Here is a 24,696-nt window from a genome sequence, read left to right as displayed (position 1 = left end):
GGCGTACCATCGCGGCATCTGAAACTGAGTCTTCTTCATTCGTCTGGGCTAATGTCCGGACCGGATTGGATATTTTCCTTGGCAATGGATGCAACCCGCGGCGCGGCGAAGCGCGGCAAATCGTTTGCCCATGTGGCGGAGGCGTCCTGGGGCAAGGGCCTCAGCACGCTGCTGCGCATCGTGCGCATGACGTTGCGCCATCCCTGGCAGGTTGCGGTCACCATCGCCTCGACCTTCATCGCCGCGACGCTGCAGCTGTTCATCCCGCGCCTGCTGGGCCACGCCATCGACCAGGCGCAAGGCGTGATGGCTGGAGGCGGCGGCGCGGCGGCTGAGCAGGCGCTGTGGACGACGGCGATCACCTTGCTCGTCGTCAGCATCCTGCGCGGCCTCTTCACGATGGCGCAGAATTATTATGGCGAGGCCGTCGGCCACCGCACCGGCTATGAGCTGCGCCTGGCCTTCTACGAGAAGATCCAGCGGCTGAGCTTCTCCTTCCATGACCGGGTGCATACCGGTGACCTGATTACGCTTGGCCTGCTCGACCTCGATGGCGTGCGCATGTTCTTTTCCACCGGCATATTGCGCGTGGTGCTGCTCGGCGTGCTGATCGGCGTCGGCTCCTATCTCCTGATCAGCACCGATCTCGAGCTCGGGCTGCTCAGTCTGAGTTTCGTGCCGTTCGTCGCCTGGCGCTCCTCGGTCACACAGCTCAGGCTGCGCAGCACCTGGCTGACGCTGCAGGAGCGGCTGTCAGTGCTGAGCCGGGTGATGGACGAGAACCTCGGCGGCATCCGCGTCGTGCGCGCCTTTGCGGCGCAGCGGCATGAGCTGGAAAAATTCGACCGCGCCAAGAAGTCGGCGCTGGAGCTTGCCGACCAGCGCGTCGACATCCGCGTCTCCAACACCAGCGCCATGAATTTTTCCTTCCTGGCTGCCATGGGCCTGGTGCTGTGGTTCGGTGGCCAGAAGGTGATCGCGGGCCAGATCAGCGTCGGCACGCTGGCCCAATTCCTCACCTTCATGACCATCCTGCAAATGCCGGTGCGCCAGCTCGGGCTGATGGTCAACTCGTTCGCCCGCGCCTCGACCTGCGGCACAAGGCTGTTCGAACTGCTTGACGCCGAACTTGACATCGAGGATGCGCCTGATGCCAAGGATCTCGTGGTCACCGAAGGCGTGCTGCGCTTCGACAATGTCGGCTTCCGCTACGCGGGCGCCGGCGGCCGGCCGGCGCTGTCGGGCATTTCCTTCGAGGCCAGGTCCGGCGAGACCGTCGGCATTGTCGGCCCGCCTGGCGGCGGCAAGTCGACCATCGCGCATCTGATCCCGCGCTTCTACGACGTCACGTCGGGCGCGATCACCATCGACGGACAGGATCTCCGCGAGGTGACGCTGCAATCGCTGCGCAAGGCGGTCGGCGTCGTGCAGCAGGACGCCTTCCTGTTCACCACCTCGATCGAAAACAACATCGCCTATGGAAATCCCTGGGCGCGCGAGACCCGCATCGGGCAGGCGGCTGAATACGCCCAGCTGCACAATTACATCATCGGGCTTCCGGCCGGCTACACCACGGTCGTGGGCGAGCGCGGCTCATCGCTTTCCGGCGGCCAGCGGCAGCGCCTGACCATCGCCCGCACGCTGATCCTGCGGCCTTCGGTTCTGGTCTTCGACGATTCCACCGCGGCTGTCGACGCCGGCACCGAGCAGCGAATCCGCACCGCGATGAAGCGTTTCGCCAAGGACCGCGTGACGCTGATCATTTCGCACCGGCTGAGCTCGCTGATGCATGCCGACCAGATCCTGTTCGTCGAGAATGGCCGCATTGCCGAGCGCGGCACGCACCAGGAATTGCTGGCGCTCGGCGGACGCTACCGCGCGCTTTACGACCTGCAGCTGCGGCCGGACGACGATTTTCCGGTGGCGGTGGGAGCCGCATGATGTCGACACAGAACGACGACCAGAAGGAAGACACCAGCCGGCGGCCCACCAGGGCCGTCGTCGGTTCGCACCGCGACGAGGAAGAGGTCTTCGGCAAGGTCTACGATCCGCGCATCGTGCGCCGCATCTGGAGCTTCGTGAGACCGTATCAGGGCCGGATCTTCATCTCGGTCGCCGCCGTTTTGGTGTTCACTCTGACGCAATTGGCGAGCCCGCTGGTCATCCGTTACGCCATCGACCACGGCATGGCGGCGGGCAAGGCCGACCGCTCGGTGATGAACTGGGCGATCGGCGCCTTCGCTCTGATCATCCTGATCAATTATGGCGCCAGCTATGTCCAGGAAAGTGTCGTCGGCAAGGTGGCCGAGAATGTGCTGTCGGATTTGCGCCGCGCCATGTTCAGCCATCTGCAGCGCGTCTCGCTGAGCTTCATGGACAAGACCGAGGTGGGCCGGCTGATGTCGCGCCTGCAGGGCGACGTCAATTCGATGCAGGAATTCCTTGAGACGTCGGTCATGTCGGTGGGCGACATCGTGCTTCTGTTCGGCATCGTCAGCGTGCTTTTGTGGCTCGATTTTCGTCTCGGCCTGTTGACGCTGTCGACCATGCCGGTGCTGTTCGTCGTGCGCCTGTTCTGGTTGCCGCGCGCCAAGGTCGCTTTCATGGCCGCGCACGAGACCAACTCGATTGCCAATGGGGCGCTGGCGGAAGGCATCCATGGCGTGCGCACGGTGCAGAGTCTCGAACGCCAGCATGTCAATTTCGACCTCTATGACGAGAAGGTGCTGGCCAATCTCAGGACCCACCTGACCTCGGCCAAATATGCGCAGGTGATGGTGCCGATCGTCGACACGCTGACCGGCATTGCGATGGCGACGGTCATCGTCGTCGGCGGCTCGATGGTGCTGTCGCACAGCCTCGACATCGGCGTCATGGTGGCGTTCCTGTTCTATATCCAGCGCTTCTTCGACCCGATCCGCTCGCTCACCATGCAGTACTCGGTCATGCAGCGCGCCATGGCGTCGGGCCAACGCATCTCCGAAGTGCTCGACGTACCGGTCGACGTCAGCGACAGACAGGGCGCGGTGACGCTGACGCGCGACATGGACGGTTCGGTCGAGTTCAGGAACGTCACCTTCGGCTACCGGCAGAACCAGCCGGTGCTGAAAAACATCTCCTTCCGCGTCAATCCGGGCGAGACGGTTGCGCTTGTCGGCCCGACCGGTTCGGGCAAGTCGAGCTGCATGGCGCTGGTGCACCGCTTCTATGATGTCTGGTCGGGCGAGGTGCGGGTCGGCGGCCACGATGTGCGCGACGTGACGCAGGATTCGCTCGGCGATCAGGTGGCGATGGTGCTGCAGGAGCCGTTCCTGTTTTCCGGCACGGTGCTGGAGAACATCCGCTACCACAAGACATCGGCTACCAGCGAAGAGGTTGTGCGCGCCGCGCAAGCCGTTGGCGCGCACGACTTCATCGAGCATTTGCCTGACGGCTACGACACCGAGCTCGAACAGCGCGGCGGCAATCTGTCCCTCGGCCAGCGCCAGCTGATCAGCTTTGCACGCGCACTGGTGGCGGATGCGAAAATCCTGGTGCTGGACGAGGCGACGGCGAGCATCGATTCCTACACCGAGATGCTGATCCAGAAGGCACTGGTCACGCTGCTGGAAGGCCGCACCGGGCTGGTCATCGCGCACCGGCTGGCGACCATACGCGGCGCCGACCGCATCATCGTCTTACAGAACGGCGAGATCGTCGAGAGCGGAAATCACGAGCAGCTGATGGCGGCCAAGGGCCTCTATGCCAGGCTCTACAACATGAACTACGCATCGTTCGACGATATTGCCGAGGAAGACATAGGCGCGCCGGCCGGCAAGGCGACGTGAGCGGCTGCCGGTTCAGCTCGACTGGGAATGGTGCGGGGCCAAAACTCGTCGTCGACCAATTCGGCTTCAGATGACGACACGTTTCAGCTCGCCTTCCAGCGTAAGCCCGGCGTCACGCCTGCCGCGCGTTCAGGTGGAGGAGCGGCCGGCCGCCTAAAGGGCAATCCCGCGTAAATTCTGAATTCTACGCGCCGCCTGGCGCGCGATGCACGCGCAGCTTGCGCCGGAACCTCAGCAAACGCCGTCATGATGGCTTTCGTTCCTTAGCCGTCGGATGAAAATCGCCGGGGAACAGGAAGGCTTGCTGGGAGTTTAGTTCTTCGAGCCGCGCCGTGAACGGCGCGGCAGCGAAGGAGACGGCATATGGGCCTGGGTACCATTCTTATTATCATCCTGATCATCGCGTTGCTCGGCGGCTTCAGCGGCCTCGGCGGCGGCCCGTTCTACGGCACTGGTTACTATGGCGGCGGTGGCCTCGGGCTGGTGCTGATCATCGTGATCATTCTGGTTGTTCTCGGGCGAATATAGCGTCGCCATTGGCGGCCGCCGAGTTTCTACGGCGGCCGCGTTTTCGCCTGACATCGAGGTTTGAAGACATGGCAGCTGAAGACATTGCTGGTCCGGACTGGGCCGACGTCGGCGCGAGCGAGAGCGAACGCGACGAGCTGGGATATCCTAATGGTGGCACTATCCGAAGGCGGCGGGCGTAAGCTGCAGACCCCGACACCCGCCTGGCGGCCGTGGCGTTCATCGAGGCGGATCGGACGCTTCGAGAAACCCAGGACGGCGACGAGGCGGGTCCGGCCTTTCTCGCTATTGTCGACAAGGGCAGCATCGGCCTGAAGGCCGCAATGGCAGGCACGCCTTACGCCTGAACGCGGTCAACCCGCCGTAACTCCGCCAGCAGAAACACCACCAGCACGCAGCACAGCAGGCCAAGCGACAATGGCAGTCCCTGATGTCCGGTCAGTTGCATCGCCAGCCCGGCCACGGGTGAGCCGACGATGCCGCCTACCCCCCATACGAACGCGAAGGCGGCATTGCCGGCGATCAAGGCTTGACCGGTGAAACGCTCGCCGAGCTGGATCAGCGACAGCGTGTAGATCCCGAACGAGACCCCGCCCCAGACGAAGAAGAGCGGCCAGACAAGCCATGTAGCGAAGAGCAACGGCAACAGCAAACAACCGGCCAGGCAAGCCAGGACACAGAACAGCATCATCGGCTTCGAGCCAAACCGTTCGGCGGCGCGCCCAAGCACGACCTGCAGCACGGCATTGCCGGCGATGAAACAGGTGATGAGCGAAGCGATGCGCTGCTCAGTGCTGCCGAGCGCGGCACCATAGACCGCGAACAGCGAAAGCAGGACTTGCTCGAAGGCGGCAGCCGTGAAGACTGCGAACAAGGACAGCGGCGCCAGCGCGAAGAAGCCGCCGACCGACACCGCTTCGCCCTCACGCGGCATGTCGGGCAGGCGTGGCGCGACGGCAAGCACGATCAGGCCGCAGACAAGGAAGGCCGCGCTGCCGATGATGAAGGGTGGCCATCCTTGCGTGCCGACCAAGCCTAGCGACAGCGGGCCGAGGCCAAAGCCGGCGGAAACGATGGAGGAGTATAGGCCCATGATGCGGCCTCGGCGTGCGGCGGGTGTGATCGAGACCAGCCAGGTTTCACTGATCACGTAAAGCGGATTGGCAAAGAAGCCGAGCAGGAAGCGCAACGGCATCCAGGCCCATACATCCTGCGTCCAGGCAATCGCGATCAGGACGGTTGCTGCCAGGATCGAACACACAACCGCAAAGCGCGCCGCGCCCACCCGCCGGACCAGCGCCGGCGTGAAGAGCGACGATATAATGAAACCCAGAGGCGTCATCGCGGCCGAGAGGCCGATAAGGCCCGGTGTCGTCCCTTGCCGTTCCAGGATGAAGCTGAGCAGCGGATACGTCAGCCCCTGTGCTATGGCGAACACCGTAACTGTCGCGATGATGCCGGCCATCGCGGCCCATGCGATGTGGTTCTCCGGCGGTGACGTCGCGTCTTCGGCGCTCATGCCGACTTCGAAGCAGGATCGGCACGTTCCGGCAAGTGCAAATGCCGGCAAAACGCCGCGGTACGCCCAAACAGGCGGGCGGGTCTTATCCGCGACATCAGCTCACACTTGCCAGAAGCGTTTGACGATTTCGGCCTCGACCTGGCGTCTGGTCAGGCCGATATCGTCGATCAGATGCGGATTGGCCTCCGCCATCTGCTTGAGGTCCCAGCGAAAGCGTATCCGCTCGCGCCAGGCGGCGATCATGCTGCGCGGGCTCGCCAGGTGCCGGCGCGATGACGCCGCGGGTTTTTCCGGCCAGGCTGCCGGAGCAGAAGCAAGGGTATCGTTCATGGCAACCTCCATTCGGTTTGAGGGGCAAGAACCCTCGGCTTGAACGAGGCTGAATTCTGCAGCATGCGGACGGCGCCGTAATTAAGCCTTCCCAAATAGTTCTCAAAACTTCCAAACGGGCTATAGATGCGCGTTATGCAAGGAGCGCGCTTTGCCTTTGGTCCGTTCGTCCTTGATCCCGGTGCGGGAACGCTCCTTCGGGACGATGTCCCCGTCGCCGCCGGTCATCGCGGACTGCAACTGCTCGCGGCGCTCGTCGCCCGGCCCGGCGAGATCCTGGCCAAGGCCGAGTTGATGGACGCGGCATGGCCAGGCACGGCCGTCGAGGAAGGCAACCTCACCGTCCAGATCGCACAGTTGCGCAAGCTGCTGGGTCCGGCCGCGAACGGCGGTGAATGGATATCGACGGTGCCGCGCGTCGGCTATCGCTTTACCGGCGCCATCGAACAGCTCGGTGACGCGAAGCGACAGGCTTTGCCGCTGCCCGCCAAACCGTCGATAGCCGTGCTGCCCTTCGCCAACTTCAGCAACGACCCCGAGCAGGAAGCCTTCGCCGACGGGTTGACCGAAGACCTGATCACCGACCTGTCCCGGATCGGCGGCCTGTTCGTCATCGCGCGCAACTCGACCTTTGCCTACAAGGGCAAGGCGGTGGATGTGCGCGAGATCGCGAGGGAACTTGGCGTGCGCTATCTGCTGGAAGGCAGCGCCAGACGTGCCGCCGGGCGCGTGCGCATCAACGCGCAGCTGGTCGACGCGCTGAGCGGCGAGCATTTATGGGCAGACCGCTTCGATCGCGGCCTGGAAGATATCTTTGCCGTCCAGGACGAGGTGACGGCCAAGATCGTCGAGGCGCTGCTTGGCCGGCTGCGCGCGCCGCCGCCGCGCAACCGACCCAAGAATCTCGAGGCCTACGATCTGTGCGTGCGGGCCCGCAACCTGATCGACGTCTCGCCGGAGACGGCGCGCGAAGCGCATCTGTTGCTGACGCGCGCGCTTGCGCTCGATCCGGACTATGCCGAAGCCTATCGCTGGCTTGCCATGAACCACTGGATGGGATGGGTGCATTGGGGAGAGCCCATTGAGCCTGCCCGCGGCCTTGCCCTGGAACTGGCGCGCAAGGCTGTGGCGATCGATCCCAACGATGCCGGCTGCCACTGGGTGCTTGCCAACCTGCTTGCCTATGAGCGCAGATTCGACGAAGCGGATGTGGGATTTGCCAAGGCGTTCGAACTCGACCCGAACGAGGCCGATGCCTGGGCGACATTGTCCGACATCGCGGTCCTGGCCGGGCGCGTCGAGGACGGCCTCGACTATATCGGCAAGGCGTTCCGGCTGAACCCGTTTCCGGCAAGCTGGTACTACCTGACGCTCGGCCAGGCGCAATATGCGGCGCGCGACTATGAAGCCGCGGTCGAGACGACGCGCCGGGACGAGACGTATCGGACAAGCTCGCGCCGTTTCCTTGCGGCAAGCCTTGCGCAACTCGGCCGGATCGATGAGGCGCGCGCCGAGGTCGACCTTTTCCTTGTCGCGAACCCACATTTCACCACCCGCCACTGGGTCGAGACGGAGCCGTTCCGCGACACGGCCACGCTCGACCATTTCGTCGATGGCTTCCGAAAGGCCGGCCTTCCGGAGTGACGGACCGGCGTGCTCGATCGATGCCAGGCACCGTCGGTTGCGGCTCAATCTGTCAATGTTTGCAAGTCGCGAGGCCGCTCGACCGATCTTGCTTCCGCGTGCAGTCATCCAACAGCGATTGCAGCGAAGCGGCGCGCGAAACCTCTGTCACGGTGAAGCCGGCTGGAACGGCCACGATCGATCCGGCCACGGGTGAGCGCTGGGTGGCGGCTGGCGACTGCCTGATTGCGCTCTCGTCTGCAATGCCGGCATCGCGGTCGCCGTGGGCAATGATCGGCTTGCCTCGTTGAGCTTTCAGCGACGCGCTCCGACAACTCGCGATTTTTCTAGATGCCGGATGATTTTCTAGATGCCGTTTGTCGAAGCATGATCTTTTCCGAAAACCGTTTCCCACTTTTCTGGATCACGCTCTAGCGGCTGGCGTGATCGGGAAGTCCGCACAACCTGATTATCTGAGCGCCCTTTAGCTTTCCTTGTTTGAGGCCGGCGGCGGGAGTAATAGTCGCCACGGAATTGCGAGGAGGAAAAGATGACGCTGAACTTCGACCCGAAGGCGAAGGCCACGGCGTTGTACCATGGCGAATTCCGACCGATGTTCATTGGCGGCAAGTGGGTCGCGGCGCAGTCCGGCCAGGGCATGCAGGCACTCAATCCGGCAACAGGCGAGGTGCTGGCGACAGTGCCGCGGGGCGGGGCTGCCGATATCGACGTGGCGGTGGCCGCCGCGCGCGCGGCCTTCGAAGGCCCATGGTCCAAATTCTCACCCTACGAGCGGCAGTGCGTGCTGCTCAGGATCGCCGATCTGTTCGAGACGCATTGGGAAGAGCTCAGCGTTTCCGACACGCTGGACATGGGGCTGCCGGTCACGCGCACGCTCGCCAACCGGCGCCGCGTCATCGGCATGCTGCGCTTCTATGCCGGCATGGCGACGGCGCTGCATGGCGAGGCTATCGACAATTCGATTCCCGGCGAGATCGTCACCTTCACCCGGCGCGAGCCGGTGGGCGTCGTTGGTGCGATCATTCCCTGGAACGCGCCGACCGCCGCCTCGATCTGGAAGATCGCGCCGGCGCTGGCGACAGGCTGCACCATCGTGCTGAAACCGTCCGAGGATGCGTCGCTGACGCCGCTGCTGATCGCGCAACTGATGCAGGAAGCCGGCGTGCCCGACGGCGTCGTCAACGTCGTCACCGGCACCGGGGCCGAAGCCGGTGCGCGGCTCGCCGAACATCCAGACGTCAACAAGATCGTTTTCACCGGATCGACGCTGACCGGCCAGGCCATCGCGCGGGCAGCCGTGGCTAACCTCAAGCGCGTTTCGCTGGAGCTCGGCGGCAAGTCGCCGATCATCGTCTGCCGCGACGCCGACATCGACAAGGCTGTTCCGATCGCGGCGATGGCGGTGTTCGTGCATTCGGGCCAGATCTGCATTGCCGGCTCGCGGCTGTTCGTGGCGCGCGAAATCCATGACGAGTTCGTCCGCCGGCTCGCCGATTTCGCCGGCAGACTGCGGATCGGCCATGGCATCGAGGCAGAGACGGAAATCGGACCGCTCATCAATGCCAGGCAGGCAGGCAAGGTGGAGGGCTATATCAGGGCCGGCAGCGACGAAGGCGCCGAACTGGTCGCCGGTGGCTCGCGGCTGACCGGCGAGCTCTACGATGGCGGCAACTTCATTGCGCCGACGGTCTTCGGCGCCGTGTCGGACCAGATGACCATCGCGCGCGAGGAGATTTTCGGCCCGGTGATTTCGGCGATGCCCTTCGACACGCTCGACGAAGCGGTGGCGCGCGCCAATGCGACGCCCTATGGCCTGGCCGCCGGCATCTTCACCACGCATCTGGGCACCGCCCACAAGCTTGCGCGCCGGGTCAAGGCCGGCTCGGTCTGGGTCAACATGTACCATGCCATCGACCCGGCGGTGCCGTTCGGCGGCATGAAGATGTCGGGTTATGGCCGCGAGGGCGGCATCGAGCATCTGCACGAGTATCTGGAGACCAAGTCGGTCTGGATCCAGACCGACTGATATTCGCGCGGCGTTCTATGCGAAATCACGATGAAACCAAAACGGCCAGGACGGCCGCGCAGTCACCGGCTTTGACCAGGCCGGGGAAATGCCGCGCAGCCAGCATGCCGGACATTTTTGCCTTGATCTCCTGCGGGGCGATGCCAGTGCGGCCGGTGGAATGGATGCGCGCCAGCACCGCGCCTTCTTTCACAGGCTCGCCGAGATCGACCATGGTCTCGATCATGCCGTCGTCCTCGGCGAAGGAGAAACAATCGCCTGACGGCATGTCGAGCCACTGAGTTCTGCCCTTCTCGACCGCACCATCAAGGATACCGGCATGGCGCAGCACATTGTTGATGCCGCGCCGCGCGATCCGCACGGTCTGGGCACGCGAGGTGCCGCCGCCGCCAAGCTCGGTGCTGACGAAGACCTTGCCCAATTCCTCGGCCGCCGTGTCATACATGCCGACGGAGTCAATCTCGATCATGCGCATCGAGAACGGGGCCGAGAACGCGGCGACCGCGTCGAAGGCTTTCTGCTCCAGCGCCTTGTCGGGCACCGTGTGGGCGGCACAGAAGGGCACGAAATCCAGCGTCCTGCCGCCGGAGTGGAAATCGAAGACGAGGTCGGCGCGCGGCAGCAGTTCGCGTTGAAAGTAGTCGGCGATCTTCTCGGTCACCGTGCCGTCGGGACGGCCGGGAAAGCAGCGGTTCATGTTGCCCTTGTCGATCGGCGACGTCCGGGTGCCGGCGCGAAAGGCCGGATAGTTCATCGCCGGCACGATGATCACCGTGCCGCTGACCTGTTTGGGATCGAGCGTGCGGGCGAGATCGTAGAGCGCCAGCGGCCCCTCATACTCGTCGCCATGGTTGCCGCCGGTGAGCAGCGCGGCCGGCCCCTTGCCGTTGCGGATGACGCAGATCGGGATCATCACCGAACCCCAGGCCGAGTCGTCGCGGCTGTAGGGCAGGCGCAGGAAACCATGTTGCACGCCGTCCTTGTCGAAATCGACGGTCGGGGCGATCGGGGAAGGGCGGAGGCTAGGCATCGGGCTCAATTCTTCACCACCAGTTTGCGCGGTACATTGGCGAGGCACTCTACACCGGTTTCGGTGATCAGGATGGATTCGGTGATTTCCAGTCCCATGGTCTCCAGCCAGAGACCGGTCATGAAATGGAAGGTCATGCCAGGCTTGAGTTCGGTGCGGTCGCCGGGGCGCAGGCTCATGGTGCGTTCGCCCCAATCCGGCGGATACGAGAGACCGATGGAATAGCCGGTGCGGTTGTCCTTGACGATGCCATATTTCTTCAACACGGCGAAAAAGGCGTTGGCGATGTCCTCACAGGCATTGCCGGGCTTTGCCGCCGCCAGCCCCGCCTCCATGCCTTCCAGTGTCGCCTTCTCGGCATCGAGGAATTCCTGTGTCGGCTTGCCGAGAAAGACGGTGCGCGACAGCGGGCAATGGTAGCGGTTGTAGCAGCCGGCGATCTCGAAGAAGGTGCCCTCGCCCGACTTCATCGGCTGGTCGTCCCAGGTGAGATGCGGCGCCGAGGCGTCGGCGCCCGACGGCAGCAGCGGCACGATCGCCGGATAGTCGCCGCCGACGCCATCGACGCCGCGCGTGCCGGCATCGTAGATCTCGGCGACCAGATCGCATTTGCGCATGCCGACCTGGATCTTGTCGACGATGCGCTGGTGCATGGCTTCGACGATGCGGGCCGCCTTGCGCATATAGTCGATTTCAGTCGGGCTCTTCACCGCGCGCTGCCAATTGACCAGCGCTGTCGCGTCGACGAAGCGGGCGTTGGGCAGGTGCTTCTGCAACGCGGCGAAGGCGGCAGCCGAGAACCAGTAATTGTCCATCTCGACGCCGATGGTCAGCTTGCCCCAGCCGCGATCACTGAGCACTCTGGCCAAAAAATCCATCGGGTGGCGCTCGGTCGACTGCACGTAGTGGTCGGCATAGCCGACGATGTTGTCATGCGCGAGATAGGCGGTGCGCTTGGCGCCATTGGCATCCTGGCCGCGACCGTACCAGACCGGCTCGCCCGATGGTGGCACGATCACCGCCTGATGCACATAGAACGACCAGCCATCATAGCCGGTCAGCCAGGCCATGTTGGATGGGTCGCTGATAACAAGCAGATCGACGCCTTTCCCCTCCATGGCTTTTCGCGTCTTGGCGAGGCGATCCGCAAATTCGCCACGCGAGAATTTTAGGTTCGGCTGCATTGTTCTTGGTCCTCGTTTGTTGGGCCTGGAGCCTGTTTCAACTTTGTTGGAAACAGGCTCGTCGTTCTTGTTTGAACGTGATCTCTGGGAAAAACCGGGTTCCACTTCCGGATCACGCTTTGGCCAGCATCAGCTTTCAAAAATGGTTCCGGCATTGGCCGCCCGCGCCCGGTTGCGAGCGAGCGTGGCGATCGCCGTATCCTGCACGCCGGTGCCGGTGAGGTCGGCGATGGTGATGTCGCTGGGTGAGCGCCTTCCGTGCCGTTCGCCGGCGATGATCTGGCCGAGTTCGGTGACCGCGGCATCGGCTCCCATCACGCCCGATGCGATGGCGTGATGCAGTTCTCCCAGACGCCGTGTCTGCTTGGCGCTGTCGGCGACATAGAGATCGGCCATGCGCAGGATCGCCGGCGCGATCTCGTTCTTGTGTTCGGCATCCGAGCCCATGGCGGTGATGTGCTGCCCGGCAACGACAAAGCCGGCCTTGATCAGCGGCTCGGTCGACGGCGTGGTGGTGACGATGATGTCGGCGCCGATGGTTGCTTTGGCTGCATCCGGCTCGGCGCGCACGAGAATGCCGAGCTTTTCGCGCAGCGCGCCTGCGGCCGTCTCCGCCTTGACCGCATCGCGCGCCCAGATACGTGCCTCGGCGATCGGCCGCACCAACATGAGTGCTTCGAGTTGCAGCCCGGCTTGCACGCCGGCGCCGAAGATTGCGGCGACGGACGAATCCGGCCGCGACAGATGCTTCGCCGCGACGGCGCCGGCAGCAGCGGTGCGGACATCTGTGAGATAGCCATTGTCGAGCAGCAGCGCCTCGACCACACCGGTTCTTGCCGAGAGCAACACCATCATGCCGCCCCCGCTGGGCAGACCGAGCTTCGGATTGTCGAAGAAGCCGGAGCTTATCTTAACGGCGAAACCGTCTATTCCTGGCACATAGGCGGACTTCACATCCACCTCGCCGCGCTGCTCGTGAATGTCCAACCGCAGAATCGGCGGCATCGCCACCGGCAATGTGGCGAGCGCGCGGAAAGCGTTTTCGACGCAGGCGACCGCGTCGAGATCGAGCGGCACGATTGTGCGCAGTTCCTTCTCGGTGAGGATGGTCATCGGACTCATGTGTCGCGCTCCGTACTAGCGCGCACCACGAAGGATAGTGTTCCGTCACACCCCCCTCTGGCCTGCCGGCCATCTCCCCCGCAAGGGGGGAGATTGGACTGCACTCCTGCCTTCTCCAATCTCCAGCGCAGCAAGAATAGCGACCGCATCGAAGCTGCCGATCTCCCCCCTTGCGGGGGAGATGTCCGGCAGGACAGAGGGGGGTGGGCGGGAATTCGGCGTGGGAGAGTTTTCATGCCGCGCGCTCCGCGATTGCGTCACCGCAGACGATCTTGCGATGCGTGTTCATGTCGATATTGCGGCCCGAGAGAAGAACGACCACCGGCCCGGTCGCCCTGACCTTGCCGGCGAGTAGCGCAGCGATGCCGACCGCTCCGGCGCCTTCGACGATCTCGCGCTCCTGTTCATAGGCATGGCGGATGCCGGCGGCGATCTCGTCCTCGCTGAGCAGGATGACGTCGTCGAGCAGATCGCGGCACATGGCGAAGGTCAGCCGGTTGCCGAGACCGATGCCGCCGCCGAGCGAATCCGCCAGCGTCGGCAGTTCTTCCACCTCGACCGGGCGACCGGCATCCAGGCTCGCCTTCATCGCAGCACCACGCGCCATCGAAACGCCGATGATTTTTGTCCCGGGGCTGACGCCCTTGACGGCGGCGGCGATGCCCGAGGCGAGTCCACCACCGGAGAGTTGCACCAGGACGAGAGCGGCATCCGGGACCTGCTCGATCATCTCCAGTCCGAGCGTGCCTTGCCCGGCGATGATGGCCGGGTGGTCGAAGGGCGGCAGCATCACCAGTCCCTCCTGCGCCACCAGCCGTTCGACCTCCTGCTGCGCCTCGTCCTGACTGTTGCCGATGATGCGGACATCCGCGCCAAGCCGACGGATTTCGTCGAGCTTGTTGCCCGGCACCAGTCGCGACATGCAGATCACCGCACGCATGCCTTCGAGCTTCGCAGCATGGGCCAGCGCACGGCCATGATTGCCGGTCGACGCCGCGACCACGCCGCGCGCCTTCTCCTCGGCGCTCAGCGAAGCAACGGCATTCGAGGCGCCGCGCAGCTTGAAGCTGCCGGTGGTCTGGCGGTGTTCAAGCTTGAGGTGGACGGGGATGCCCAGTCGTTCGGAAAGGCTGTGAGATAACCCTGTCGGCGTGCGTTCGATTTTGCCGGCAATTCGCTCCCGGGCGGCACGAATATCGTTAAGGGTGACTGTCGTCATGATCGTCAATCGCGCGGCAAAGGCAGCGTCATCAGACGGCCAAATTCGGGATGCGACGTCCCGTCGCCACACAACCGCAAACAATTCCAGGCGCTGGCCTGATTGCTGGTGACGACCGGGCGGTCGATCGCCTGTTCAATGCCGGGAACCGCGAGCGCTCCGCGCAATGCGGTGCAGGACACGAACAGTGCATCGGCCGGCGCATGCGTCGCCTCACGAGCCAGGTCGACGATCGCTGCCGGCGCAATGCGCGCCATCTCGCGATCGTCCTCGAAGCCGAGGCAGGTGAAGCTGACGATCTCAAAGTCGCGCTCGCCGAAATACGTCGCCATCGGCCTGGAGGTTTCTACGGTGTAAGGGGTGAGGATGCTGATCTTTTTCGCGCCCAGCGCCTGCAGCCCGCGCACGCCGGCCATCGGCGGCGTGACCACGGGAACACCCGGCTTGGCAGACTGGATCGCGGCCTCGATTTCAGCGTCGCCAATCACTACCGAGGCCGAGGTGCAGGAGTAGCAGATCGCGTCGAGGTTTTCGTCGGGCAGGATCAACGCCGCACCCGCCGCCAGCTCGGGCTGCATCTTGCGAAGGTTTTCCGGCGTCGTCGGATTCTTGTAGGGAATGCGCGCGACATAGACGCCGACCCGCTCGCTCGCCACCATGCGGCGGAAATCCGGTTCGCTGGTGTGGTCGGTGGCAAGGATGATCAGGCCGACGCGCTTTTCCAGCGGGCGCGCATCGAGCGCCGGCCTTGTCGGCATCAGCCTGATTTCGGGCAGCGGTTTCATCTTGAGAATTACCTTTCGATCTTGCCGTAGCGATGTTCCAGCCAGCGCAGCAGCACGACCGAGAAGAGGCTGATGACGAGGAAGAAAGCGCCGACCAGCGTGATCGGCTCAATGTAGCGGTAGTAGGTGTTGGCGACGCTCTTGGCCTGGTTCATCAGCTCCAGCACGGTGATCGCCGATAGGAGCGGCGTCTCCTTGAACATGGCGATGAAATAGTTGGCCAAAGCCGGGATCATCGGTGGGATCGCTTGCGGAATGATGATGTTGGTCCAGGTCTGCGTGGCGCTCAGATTGCAGGCCTTGGCCGCCTCCCACTGGCCGCGCGGCACGTTGTCGATGCCGGCGCGATAAACTTCCGCCGTGTAGGTGCCGTAGTGCAGGCCGAGCCCGATGACGCCGGCGACCAAGGGCGGCAAAAGGATGCCGAAATCCGGCAGGACATAGAAGATGAAATAAAGTTGCACCAGAAGTGGCGTGCCGCGGATGAATTCGGCCGCCCAGCCGATGCTGCGTGACAGGACCTTGTTGAGCGAGCGTCGCGCCAGCGCGATGCCCAGACCCACAATCGCGGCCAGCACCGAGCCGAGCAGCGTCGCCAGGATGGTGATCTTCACGCCCTGGATCAGCGTTGGCAGGATTTCCCAAACGAAGTTCCAATCCCAATCCATCAGGAAGCTCCGGCCATCAGACGCGCACCCCGTCGAGGCCGCGCGCCATGCGGCGTTCCAGAGAACGCACGCCCCAGGAGATGATCAGCGCCAGGGCGAAATAGATGATCAGGATGGTGGTGAACGGCGCCAGCGTGTTGCCGGTCTGCGAGCGCACGACCTGCGCCTGAAAGGTGAGATCGGCGAGCGAGATCAGCGACACCACGGAGGTCGCCTTGAGCAGTTCGATGGCATTGTTGCCGAAGGTCGGCAGCATGACCAGCAGCGCCTGCGGCAGGATGACGTGGCGCATGCCTTGCCAGCGGCCGAGGTTGAGCGCGATGCAGGCTTCATATTGTTCGCGGCCGACCGACTGGATGGCGCCGCGTACCACCTCGGCCGCATAGGCGCCGACATTGAGGCCCAGCGCCAGCACACCCGCCTGCAGCGGGGTCAGTTCGAGGCCGATCAACGGCAACACGAAATAGGCAAAAAACAGCTGCACGAAGATCGAGGTGCCGCGGAAGAATTCTATATAGGCGGTGGCCAGCCAGCGCAGCGCAAAGAAGCGCGACACGCGGCCCATGCCGGCGAGGAAGGCCATGATCAGGGCGAGCACCGACCCCATCAGCGTCAGCTCGATGGTGACAAGCGCTCCCTGCAATATCAGGCCGAGGTAGCCGGACCACTGGGTCATTCGGGTTCCAACGTTGGCGGTTAGCTTCCTTCTCCCCGTTCACGGAGAGAAGATGCCAGTCCACCCTCCGAAGCTGCAGCGCAGCTGCTGCGGAGGACGGGCAGGCAGATGAGGGGCAGCGCTAAATTCTCAGAACCTGGCGCCGCCCATCATCCGGCCCTTCGGGCCACCTTCTCCCGGTGAACAGGGAGAAGGCAAAACGGCGCTATTTCGCCGCGCAGAGCTTGTCCCGCGTGGTCGACATCGCGGCTGCGGCCGAGAAGCCGTAGGGCTCGATGATCTTGGCGAACTCGCCGGATTTCTTCAGCTTGGCGAGCTCGACATCGAAGGCATCGCGCAGGGCCTCATCGCCTTTCTTGAAGGCGGCGCCGTCGCAATAGACCGGCGCGCCGACCACCGGGGCGATGACTTCGAGGTTCGGATCGTTGGCTTTCTTGACCAGGTCGTTGATCGACAGGACGGGAAGCGAATAGGCATCGATGCGACCGTCCTGCAGCATCTTCAGGCCGCTCTGGCCGTCCGGCACGACGATGACGCGCTCGCGCGGCACGCCGGCGTTGAGCGCCAGCTTCTCCTCGGTGCCGCCACCGGGCGCGCCAATGGTGGCTGACGTGTCCTTGGCGACGTCCTCGTAGCTCTTGAAGCCCTTCGGATTGCCCTTCTTCACCAGCATCGCCTCGGCGTCGCACAGCACCGGCTCGGAATAGACGACCGCCGCGCAACGCTCCGGCTTCATGAACAGGCCGGCGGTGACGACGTCGAAGCGGCCGGCCTGCAGGCCAGGGATCATCGCGCCATATTCGGAGATCGAAGCGACGATGTCGGCAACACCGAGACGCTTGAAGACCTCGCGCGCCACGTCGGGCGCCGCACCCGAAACTTTGCCGTCGGCGGCGACCGCCGTATAGGGCGGCTCGTTGGCGATCGCGACGCGGGCAAAGCCCTGCGCCTTCAATTGCTCGAGCTTGCTGTCATCGGCCGAACCGGTGCTCGACGCGGCGAGCACCGCCGTCAGTGCGAGACCGGCGACGCCGGCCAGAATGCCAAGTTTCTTCATTGTTCCCAACTCCTTTGTTGTCTTCTTGGTTTTGTCTGGGGCGGTCTTCCGCCCCGCAAAGCGGTCAGACACGATGTCCGGCCGCGATGATCTTCTTCAGGAAGCCTTGCGTGCGCTCCTGCTTTGGATGGCGGAAAATCTCGTCTGGTTTGCCCTCTTCGACGATCTTGCCGCGGTCGAAGAACAGCACGCGGTCGGCGAAGTCGTGGGCAAAGCCCATCTCGTGGGTGACCAGCAGCATGGTCATGTCGGTCTCTGCGGCGAGCTTGCGCATGACATTCATCACCTCCTCGACCAGCTCCGGATCGAGGGCCGACGTCACCTCGTCGAACAGCATGATCTTCGGCGACAATGCCAGCGCACGGGCAATCGCCACGCGCTGCTTCTGGCCGCCGGACAATTGCGCCGGCATCGACTTCGCCTTGTCAGCCATGCCGACCATGTCGAGCAGTTCCATGGCCCGCTTTTCAGCGGCGGCGCGAGGCGTGCCCTTGGTCAGCATCGGCGCCAGCGTGACGTTATCCATGACGCATTTGTGCGGAAACAGATTGAACAGCTGGAAGACCATGCCGATCTTCTGCCGCATCTTGGTCAGGTGCCGCTCGTCGGCGGGCAGCAGCTGGCCGTTGCGCTCCATGTGGTAGAGCTGCTCGCCATCGATCTGGATATGGCCGCCGTCGATCTTCTCCAGCGTCATCAGGATGCGCAGGATCGTCGTCTTGCCCGAGCCGGACGGGCCGATCAGCGCCAGCTTCTCGCCGGGCATGACCTGCATCGACAGGCCGTCCAGCACCTTGAACGAGCCGAAGCTCTTCGAAATGGCGTCGACCTTGATGATGGGTGAGGACAAATGAATTTCCCCTGCTGGAGAAGCCTGTGCCCTTAACGATGCGGAACGCGCCAAATCATGTCAATTGGGAAAATAAAATCATGACAATATTTCCGCGTGCATGATTCCAGGGCAATTTCCGCTCAGATAGCGAGCAGCAGATGCTCCGGATCGCCAAGCAGCAGCTTGGTGACAACGCCTAAGCCGGCGCGCAGTTCCCCCTCGGTGGTCGAGCCTAGCGAGATGCGCACCGCCGGATGCCAGGGCGCATCCGAGATGCGGAAGGAGGTGCCGGGCGCGATCGCCACGCCTTGCAGGCGGGCCTGGGCGACGAAGCTTTCCTCGGCACGGTCCGCGGGCAGTTGCAACCAGACATGCAGCCCGTCGCGCCTGGCGCGATAACCAACCCCGCCCAGCACCTCGGCTGCGATGTCCTGGCGGCGGCGCAATGCCGCGCGCTGCCAGCGAACGAGTTCCATCGCCGTGCCGTCGGTCACCCATTTGGTGGCGATCTCGGCCACCAGCGGCGTCGCCATCCAGTTCGACACCAGATGCCGGTTGGCCACCGCCGCGACATAACGGTCGGGGGCAGCGAGGTAGCCGATGCGCAGGCCAGGTACCGTGATCTTGGTGAAGGACGTGACATAGAGCGTGCGCTCCGGCGCAAAGGCGGCGACCGGCGGCGGCCGGTCCTCGACCAGCGGACCCAGCACATCGTTCTCGATGATGGCGATGTCGTGCTTGCGCGCGACCGCGGCGATCTCTTCGCGCCGTCTGGCGTCCATCAGCGTCGCCGTCGGGTTGATCACCGACGGTTGCACGAATACCGCGCGAATGTCGGTGAGCCGGCAGACCTCGTCCAACGCCTCCGGGATCAGGCCATTGCCGTCGATCGGCAGGCCTTCCAGGTTGAAGCCGAGATAGCGCGCCAGCGGCACCAGCGTGTGGTGGCCGATAGCCTCGGTGGCGACAGTCGATCCCGGCGGCGCAACGCTCATCAGCGCCACGGTCATCCCGGCGGTCGCGCCATTGGTCAGGCTGATATTCTGTGCGGAGGTGTCGAGCCCACACAGTTTCAGCCATTCGACAGCCACCGCGCGGTGACGCGGGAACACCATGTTGGGCCGGAACGACAACGCCGAACTGGATGGCAGGTTTTCGGCCAGCCAGCCCAGCACCTGCTTCAGCCGCTCCAAATGCATCGGCTCGCAGACCGGCTTCAGGATTGACAGATCGATGACCTCGCCGAGGCGCTCCGGCAGATAGGGCGGCTCCGGGTCGCGGCGCTGCGTCTGGACAAAGCTGCCACGGCCGATCTCGCCCGAAATCAGGCCGCGCCGGATCAGTTCTTCGTAGGCGCGGCTGACCGTCTGCACCGACAGTTTTAAATCGTCTGCCAGCCTTCGATGCGTTGGAAGCCGCGCGCCGTTGGCCAGCCGCCCGTCATGAATGGCGCGGGCGAACTGGTCGGCTAGCGTTTGATAGGCTGGCCGGCGGATGAGCGCAGGGTCGGGTTGCCATGATGTCATGACTTAATAGAGATCGAAATCAGTGCAATTGACAATCGAAATAATGCGCCGTCATGGTGATGCCGACAAAAAGCGGACGCCGATGACATCGAAACTCGACGCGGTCGACCTCAGGATACTCGACGCCATCCAGCGCGACGGGCGCATCACCAAGCTGGCGCTGGCCGAACAGGTCGGGCTGTCGCCGACGCCGTGCTGGATGCGGCTGCGCAAGCTGGAGAAGGCAGGCATCGTCTCGGGCTACCACGCCAGGATCGCCATGCGCGTCGTGGCGCCGGTCGCCACCGTGTTGATGGAGGTGACGCTGGCCAGCCATCGCCAGGCCGATTTCGACCGCTTCGAACGCGTCATCCGCGACATCCCCGAAATCGTCGCCTGCTGGTCGGTGGGCGGCGGCGTCGACTATGTGGTCAAGGTGATGACGCGCGACATCGACGCCTATCAGCGGCTGGTCGACGACCTGCTGGAGCGCGAGATCGGCATCGACCGCTACTTCACCTACATCGTCACCAAGACGGTGAAGGACGAAATCGTGCTGCCGATAGCCGACCTGCTGCCGGCGTCGGCATAAGCCCGGAGAGAATGTCTGTCGGGACGGCACAATAGAGAGAGTCTCTCTCCTTCAGGGGCGTCGAAACAGTCTCTCTGTCTGCATGTGACGGATAGTCTTCCCGCATCGTCCGAACCGGGAGGCCTCGACCATGTCCGCGCATTTTGCCCGCTCGCATCGCCATGAGGCGCTCGACCGCCTCTCCGACCGCCGGCTGCTGCGCGAGCTTGCCTATGTCGATGGGCATTGGACCGCGAGCGAAGCGGCCGAAAGCTTTGAAGTCACCGATCCGGCCACAGGCGCGACGGTCGCGTTTGTCGCCGCGCTCGATGCGCAGCAAACGACAAGGGCAATCGGTGCCGCCGCGCGTGCCTTCCCGGCTTGGCGGTCACTGCTGCCGCAGGAGCGGTCGAGAATTCTGCGAAAATGGTTCGAGCTGATCATCGCGGCGAAAGACGACCTTGCCCTGCTGATGACTTTGGAACAAGGCAAGCCGCTGCAGGAATCGCTCGGCGAAATCGACTATGCCGCCTCTTTCGTCGAATGGTATGCCGAAGAGGCAAAGCGCCTCAACGCCGAGAGCGTCACCAGCCATCTGCCGAATGCCGAAATGATGGTGCGGCGCGAGCCGCTCGGCGTTGTCGGCGTCGTCACGCCCTGGAATTTTCCGGCGGCGATGCTGACCCGCAAGGCGGCCGCCGCACTCGCCGCCGGCTGCACCACCGTCGCACACCCATCCTCGGAGACGCCGCTGTCGGCGCTGGCGCTGGCTGAACTCGGCGAGCGCGCCGGCCTGCCCGCCGGCGTCTTCAATGTCATCACCGGCAAGGCTGCTACCATTGTCGGTCGCATGTGCGAGGACCCGCGCGTTCGCGCCATAAGCTTCACCGGCTCGACCGAGATCGGCCGGCTGATCGCGGCGCAAAGCGCGCCGACGATGAAGCGGCTGGTGATGGAGCTTGGGGGCCACGCGCCGCTGATCGTCTTTGCCGATACCGATCTGGACAAGGCGGTGAGCATCGCCATCGATGCCAAATTCGCCACCTCCGGCCAGGACTGCCTCGCCGCCAACCGCATCTATGTCCAGCGCCCGATCTACGATCGCTTCTGCGCCGCTTTTGCCAGGCGTATCGAGGCGCTGCGCACCGGCAACGGCCTTACCGACAAGATCGACATCGGGCCGCTGATGCATGAGCGTGCCGTCGCAAAGGTCGAAGAGCAGGTCGCCGATGCCATCGCTCGTGGCGCGCGCTGTCTCACCGGCGGCAAGCGGCATCAGGCCGGGCCGCTGTTCTACCAGCCGACGCTGCTGGCCGATGTCAGCGACGAAGCTCTGATCATGCGCGAGGAGACCTTTGGGCCGGTCGCCGCCGTCACGCCGTTCGACAGTGAGGACGAGGTGATCGCCCGTGCCAACGCCACAGAATATGGCCTGGTCGCCTATGTCGTTACCGAGAACGGCGCCCGCCAGCAGCGCCTGGGCCGCGCGCTCGACTACGGCATGGTCGCTATCAACCGCGTCAAGATCACCGGCGCGCCGATCCCCTTCGGCGGCGTCAAGCAATCCGGCATCGGCCGCGAAGGCTCGCGCCACGGGCTCGAAGCTTTCACCGATCTGAAGTACCTCTGTCTGGACGTCACATAGTCCGTCCGGCCATCTCTCAAGGAGTCAAAAAATGCTCGACCAATCCAACGAACTCAATGCCTGGGATCGCGACCACTTCTTCCATCCCTCGACCCATATGGGCACTCATGCGCGGGGTGAATCGCCGACCCGCATCATGGCCGGCGGCGAGGGCGTCACGGTATGGGACAACAATGGCAGGAAGAGCATCGATGCCTTTGCCGGCCTCTATTGCGTCAATGTCGGCTATGGCCGCCAGAAGATCGCGGACGCGATCGCCACCCAGGCGAAAAACCTCGCCTATTACCACGCCTATGTCGGCCACGGCACCGAGGCTTCGATCACACTGGCCAAGATGATCATCGACCGCGCGCCGAAGGGCATGTCGAGGGTCTATTTCGGCCTCTCGGGTTCGGATGCCAACGAGACCAACATCAAGCTGATCTGGTACTACAACAATGTGCTGGGACGGCCGGAGAAGAAGAAGATCATCTCGCGCTGGCGCGGCTATCACGGCTCGGGCGTGATGACGGGATCACTGACCGGGCTCGACCTGTTCCACAACGCCTTCGACCTGCCGCGCGCGCCGGTCCTGCACACCGAAGCGCCCTACTATTTCCGCCGCGCCGACCGCTCGATGAGCGAGGAGCAGTTCTCGCAGCATTGCGCCGACAAGCTTGAAGAGATGATCCTGGCCGAAGGTCCCGAAACCGTCGCCGCCTTCATCGGCGAGCCGATCCTCGGTACTGGCGGCATCGTGCCGCCGCCGGCCGGCTACTGGGAGAAGATCCAGGCGGTGCTGAAGAAGTATGACGTGCTGCTGGTCGCCGACGAGGTGGTGACGGGCTTTGGCCGTCTTGGCACCATGTTCGGCTCCGACCACTATGGCATCAAGCCGGACCTGATCACCATCGCCAAAGGTTTGACCTCGGCCTATGCGCCGCTGTCGGGCGTTATCGTCGCCGACAAGATGTGGCAGGTGCTGGTGCAGGGCTCCGACAAGCTCGGTTCGCTCGGCCATGGCTGGACCTATGCGGCGCATCCGATCTGCGTCGCCGCCGGCGTCGCCAATCTCGAACTGGTCGACGAGATGGACCTGGTGACAAACGCCGGTGAGACCGGCGCTTATTTCCGCGCCGAACTGACCAAGGCTGTTGGCGGCCACAGACACGTCGGCGACGTGCGCGGCGACGGCATGCTGGCGGCGGTCGAGTTCGTCGCCGACAAGGACGACCGGGTGTTCTTCGATGCTTCGCTCAAGATCGGGCCGCAGGTGGCGACAGCACTTGCCGCCAGCGGTGTCATCGGCCGCGCCATGCCGCAGGGCGACATCCTTGGCTTCGCGCCGCCGCTCTGCCTGACGCGTGAGGAAGCCGACATCGTCGTTTCGAAAACCGCCGATGCCGTCAACAGCGTGTTTGCCAACCTCTGAGATCGACGATGAATGCCATGACCAAGACCCTCCCCGCCACCATGGCCGCCGTGCTGCTCACCGGGCATGGCGGACCGGAAAAGCTCGTCTATCGCACCGATGTGAAAGTGCCTGTGCCTGCCGCCGGCGAGGTGCTGGTCAGGGTCAGCGCTTGCGGTATGAACAACACCGATGTCTGGGTACGCCAGGGCGCCTATGGCACGGAGGAGGACGCTGCCGCCGTGTCGACGTGGCGGCGGCAAGGCAACACGCTTACCTTCCCGCGCATCCAGGGCACCGACACGGTCGGCACCATCGCTGCCGTCGGCGAAGGCGTTTCCCCGGGCCGTGTCGGCGAACGGGTAATGGTCGATTTTTCGATCTACAACCGCGACGACGATTCCCTCGCCGACATTGACTATATGGGCCACGGTCGCGACGGCGGGTACGCCGAGTACCAGACGGTGCCGGGCGAGAATGCGCATTTCGTCGATACTGACATGAGCGACGTCGAACTCGCCACCTTCTGCTGCGCCTACCTCACCGGCGAACAGATGCTGGAGCGCGCCGGGCTGAAAGCCGGCGAACGCGTGCTGGTCACCGGCGCCTCGGGCGGCGTCGGTTCCGGCATCGTGCAGCTGGCGCGGGCGCGCGGCGCCATTCCCTACGCCGTCGTCGGCAAGGGCAAGGAGCAGGCGGTGCGCGACATCGGCGCCGAAGCGGTTATTACCCGTGGGGTTGCCGATCTTCCCGCCGCCGTGAATGAAGCCACTGGCGGCCAGCCGATCGATGTGGTCGCCGATCTCGTCGGCGGCGCGATCTTCAACGACCTCTTGCGCATCCTGAGGCCCGAAGGCCGCTACACCACCGCCGGCGCGATTGCCGGTCCGGTCGTGCAGCTCGATCTCAGGACCATGTATCTCAAGCAGCTGCAACTGCACGGATCGAGCCAGGGGACGCGCGCCGACTTCCGCCGCATCGTTGGATACATCGAAGCGAAGAAAATCCGGCCGCTGGTCGGCGGTGTCTACAAACTGTCCGATTTCCACAAGGCGCAGGCCGACTTCATCGCCAAGGATTTCGTCGGCAAGCTGGTGGTTGTGCCGGACGCCATGTGGAACATCCGCGCATAACG

General features: G+C 64.1%; 22 protein-coding genes. 10 read left to right on the top strand and 12 right to left on the bottom strand.

Annotated elements, in window-relative coordinates; genetic code table 11:
* Nucleotides 1-84 precede the first annotated feature (84 nt).
* From ACYG9Z_RS20080 to ACYG9Z_RS20065, 4 genes are all read left to right on the top strand, one after another.
* Entirely contained in the window at nt 85-1,941 is a 1,857-nt protein-coding gene (locus ACYG9Z_RS20080) for an ABC transporter ATP-binding protein (RefSeq protein WP_031244067.1), read from the top strand.
* Nucleotides 1,941-3,827, top strand: coding sequence for an ABC transporter ATP-binding protein (locus ACYG9Z_RS20075; protein WP_023751824.1), 1,887 nt, complete (start codon nt 1,941-1,943; stop codon nt 3,825-3,827). The genes ACYG9Z_RS20080 and ACYG9Z_RS20075 overlap by 1 nt, the downstream gene beginning before the upstream one ends.
* Before the next feature lie 363 nt (nt 3,828-4,190).
* Nucleotides 4,191-4,355 (top strand): DUF3309 family protein, encoded by a 165-nt coding sequence (locus ACYG9Z_RS20070; protein WP_023667887.1) that lies wholly within the window; start codon nt 4,191-4,193, stop codon nt 4,353-4,355.
* A gap of 212 nt (nt 4,356-4,567) precedes the next feature.
* Complete coding sequence (locus ACYG9Z_RS20065) at nt 4,568-4,702, top strand: hypothetical protein (RefSeq protein ID WP_023682661.1); 135 nt, start codon at nt 4,568-4,570, stop codon at nt 4,700-4,702.
* On the opposite strand, the gene ACYG9Z_RS20060 is transcribed toward ACYG9Z_RS20065, so the two are convergent.
* On the bottom strand, nt 4,693-5,874 hold the full coding sequence (locus tag ACYG9Z_RS20060; protein ID WP_023682662.1) for an MFS transporter: 1,182 nt from the start codon (nt 5,872-5,874) through the stop codon (nt 4,693-4,695). The two genes, ACYG9Z_RS20065 and ACYG9Z_RS20060, sit on opposite strands and share 10 nt — an antisense overlap.
* Before the next feature lie 102 nt (nt 5,875-5,976).
* Complete coding sequence (locus ACYG9Z_RS20055; RefSeq protein ID WP_023751823.1) at nt 5,977-6,207, bottom strand: DUF1127 domain-containing protein; 231 nt, start codon at nt 6,205-6,207, stop codon at nt 5,977-5,979.
* A 126-nt stretch (nt 6,208-6,333) separates the two neighbouring features.
* Between ACYG9Z_RS20055 and ACYG9Z_RS20050 the strand changes: the two genes are divergently transcribed.
* Nucleotides 6,334-7,851: a winged helix-turn-helix domain-containing tetratricopeptide repeat protein gene (locus ACYG9Z_RS20050; protein WP_031244065.1), complete on the top strand. Its 1,518-nt coding sequence runs from the start codon at nt 6,334-6,336 to the stop codon at nt 7,849-7,851.
* 529 nt (nt 7,852-8,380) lie between these two features.
* Entirely contained in the window at nt 8,381-9,877 is a 1,497-nt protein-coding gene (locus tag ACYG9Z_RS20045) for an aldehyde dehydrogenase family protein (protein WP_023738382.1), read from the top strand.
* Nucleotides 9,878-9,902: 25 nt separating this feature from the next.
* Here ACYG9Z_RS20045 and doeB read toward each other — a convergent pair whose 3' ends face one another.
* From doeB to ehuR, 10 genes are all read right to left on the bottom strand, one after another.
* A complete protein-coding gene (gene doeB, locus ACYG9Z_RS20040; protein WP_023738381.1) occupies nt 9,903-10,907 on the bottom strand; it encodes a N(2)-acetyl-L-2,4-diaminobutanoate deacetylase DoeB in 1,005 nt (334 codons plus the stop codon).
* Between the two features lie 5 nt (nt 10,908-10,912).
* Complete coding sequence (gene doeA / locus ACYG9Z_RS20035; protein WP_023667880.1) at nt 10,913-12,091, bottom strand: ectoine hydrolase DoeA; 1,179 nt, start codon at nt 12,089-12,091, stop codon at nt 10,913-10,915.
* A 129-nt stretch (nt 12,092-12,220) separates the two neighbouring features.
* Nucleotides 12,221-13,213, bottom strand: coding sequence for a cyclodeaminase (locus ACYG9Z_RS20030; protein ID WP_023749144.1), 993 nt, complete (start codon nt 13,211-13,213; stop codon nt 12,221-12,223).
* Between the two features lie 232 nt (nt 13,214-13,445).
* On the bottom strand, nt 13,446-14,432 hold the full coding sequence (gene eutB, locus ACYG9Z_RS20025) for a hydroxyectoine utilization dehydratase EutB (protein WP_023710007.1): 987 nt from the start codon (nt 14,430-14,432) through the stop codon (nt 13,446-13,448).
* A 5-nt stretch (nt 14,433-14,437) separates the two neighbouring features.
* Complete coding sequence (gene eutA, locus ACYG9Z_RS20020) at nt 14,438-15,217, bottom strand: ectoine utilization protein EutA (protein ID WP_023751821.1); 780 nt, start codon at nt 15,215-15,217, stop codon at nt 14,438-14,440.
* Nucleotides 15,218-15,225: 8 nt separating this feature from the next.
* The gene (gene ehuD / locus ACYG9Z_RS20015; RefSeq protein ID WP_023732234.1) at nt 15,226-15,885 is read right to left on the bottom strand and encodes an ectoine/hydroxyectoine ABC transporter permease subunit EhuD; all 660 of its coding nucleotides are present in this window, start codon (nt 15,883-15,885) and stop codon (nt 15,226-15,228) included.
* A gap of 16 nt (nt 15,886-15,901) precedes the next feature.
* Complete coding sequence (gene ehuC / locus ACYG9Z_RS20010; RefSeq protein ID WP_023667875.1) at nt 15,902-16,561, bottom strand: ectoine/hydroxyectoine ABC transporter permease subunit EhuC; 660 nt, start codon at nt 16,559-16,561, stop codon at nt 15,902-15,904.
* A gap of 205 nt (nt 16,562-16,766) precedes the next feature.
* The gene (gene ehuB, locus ACYG9Z_RS20005; RefSeq protein WP_023682674.1) at nt 16,767-17,618 is read right to left on the bottom strand and encodes an ectoine/hydroxyectoine ABC transporter substrate-binding protein EhuB; all 852 of its coding nucleotides are present in this window, start codon (nt 17,616-17,618) and stop codon (nt 16,767-16,769) included.
* Between the two features lie 64 nt (nt 17,619-17,682).
* Nucleotides 17,683-18,468: an ectoine/hydroxyectoine ABC transporter ATP-binding protein EhuA gene (gene ehuA / locus ACYG9Z_RS20000; protein WP_023682675.1), complete on the bottom strand. Its 786-nt coding sequence runs from the start codon at nt 18,466-18,468 to the stop codon at nt 17,683-17,685.
* A gap of 122 nt (nt 18,469-18,590) precedes the next feature.
* Nucleotides 18,591-19,976 (bottom strand): MocR-like ectoine utilization transcription factor EhuR, encoded by a 1,386-nt coding sequence (gene ehuR, locus ACYG9Z_RS19995; protein ID WP_023751820.1) that lies wholly within the window; start codon nt 19,974-19,976, stop codon nt 18,591-18,593.
* An 82-nt stretch (nt 19,977-20,058) separates the two neighbouring features.
* On the opposite strand from ehuR, the gene ACYG9Z_RS19990 reads away from it, so the two are divergent.
* From ACYG9Z_RS19990 to ACYG9Z_RS19975, 4 genes are all read left to right on the top strand, one after another.
* Nucleotides 20,059-20,547 (top strand): Lrp/AsnC family transcriptional regulator, encoded by a 489-nt coding sequence (locus ACYG9Z_RS19990; RefSeq protein ID WP_023686966.1) that lies wholly within the window; start codon nt 20,059-20,061, stop codon nt 20,545-20,547.
* Nucleotides 20,548-20,677: 130 nt separating this feature from the next.
* Nucleotides 20,678-22,171: an NAD-dependent succinate-semialdehyde dehydrogenase gene (locus ACYG9Z_RS19985; RefSeq protein WP_023751819.1), complete on the top strand. Its 1,494-nt coding sequence runs from the start codon at nt 20,678-20,680 to the stop codon at nt 22,169-22,171.
* Between the two features lie 31 nt (nt 22,172-22,202).
* Nucleotides 22,203-23,582: an aspartate aminotransferase family protein gene (locus ACYG9Z_RS19980; protein WP_023695233.1), complete on the top strand. Its 1,380-nt coding sequence runs from the start codon at nt 22,203-22,205 to the stop codon at nt 23,580-23,582.
* A gap of 8 nt (nt 23,583-23,590) precedes the next feature.
* Nucleotides 23,591-24,694, top strand: coding sequence for an alcohol dehydrogenase family protein (locus tag ACYG9Z_RS19975; protein ID WP_023695232.1), 1,104 nt, complete (start codon nt 23,591-23,593; stop codon nt 24,692-24,694).
* The last annotated feature ends 2 nt before the right edge of the window (nt 24,695-24,696 follow it).

The sequence above is a fragment of the Mesorhizobium sp. RSR380A genome (genome assembly GCF_054719385.1).
Note: the sequence above shows the minus strand (reverse complement) of the source record. Positions and strands in the feature narration are given on the sequence as shown.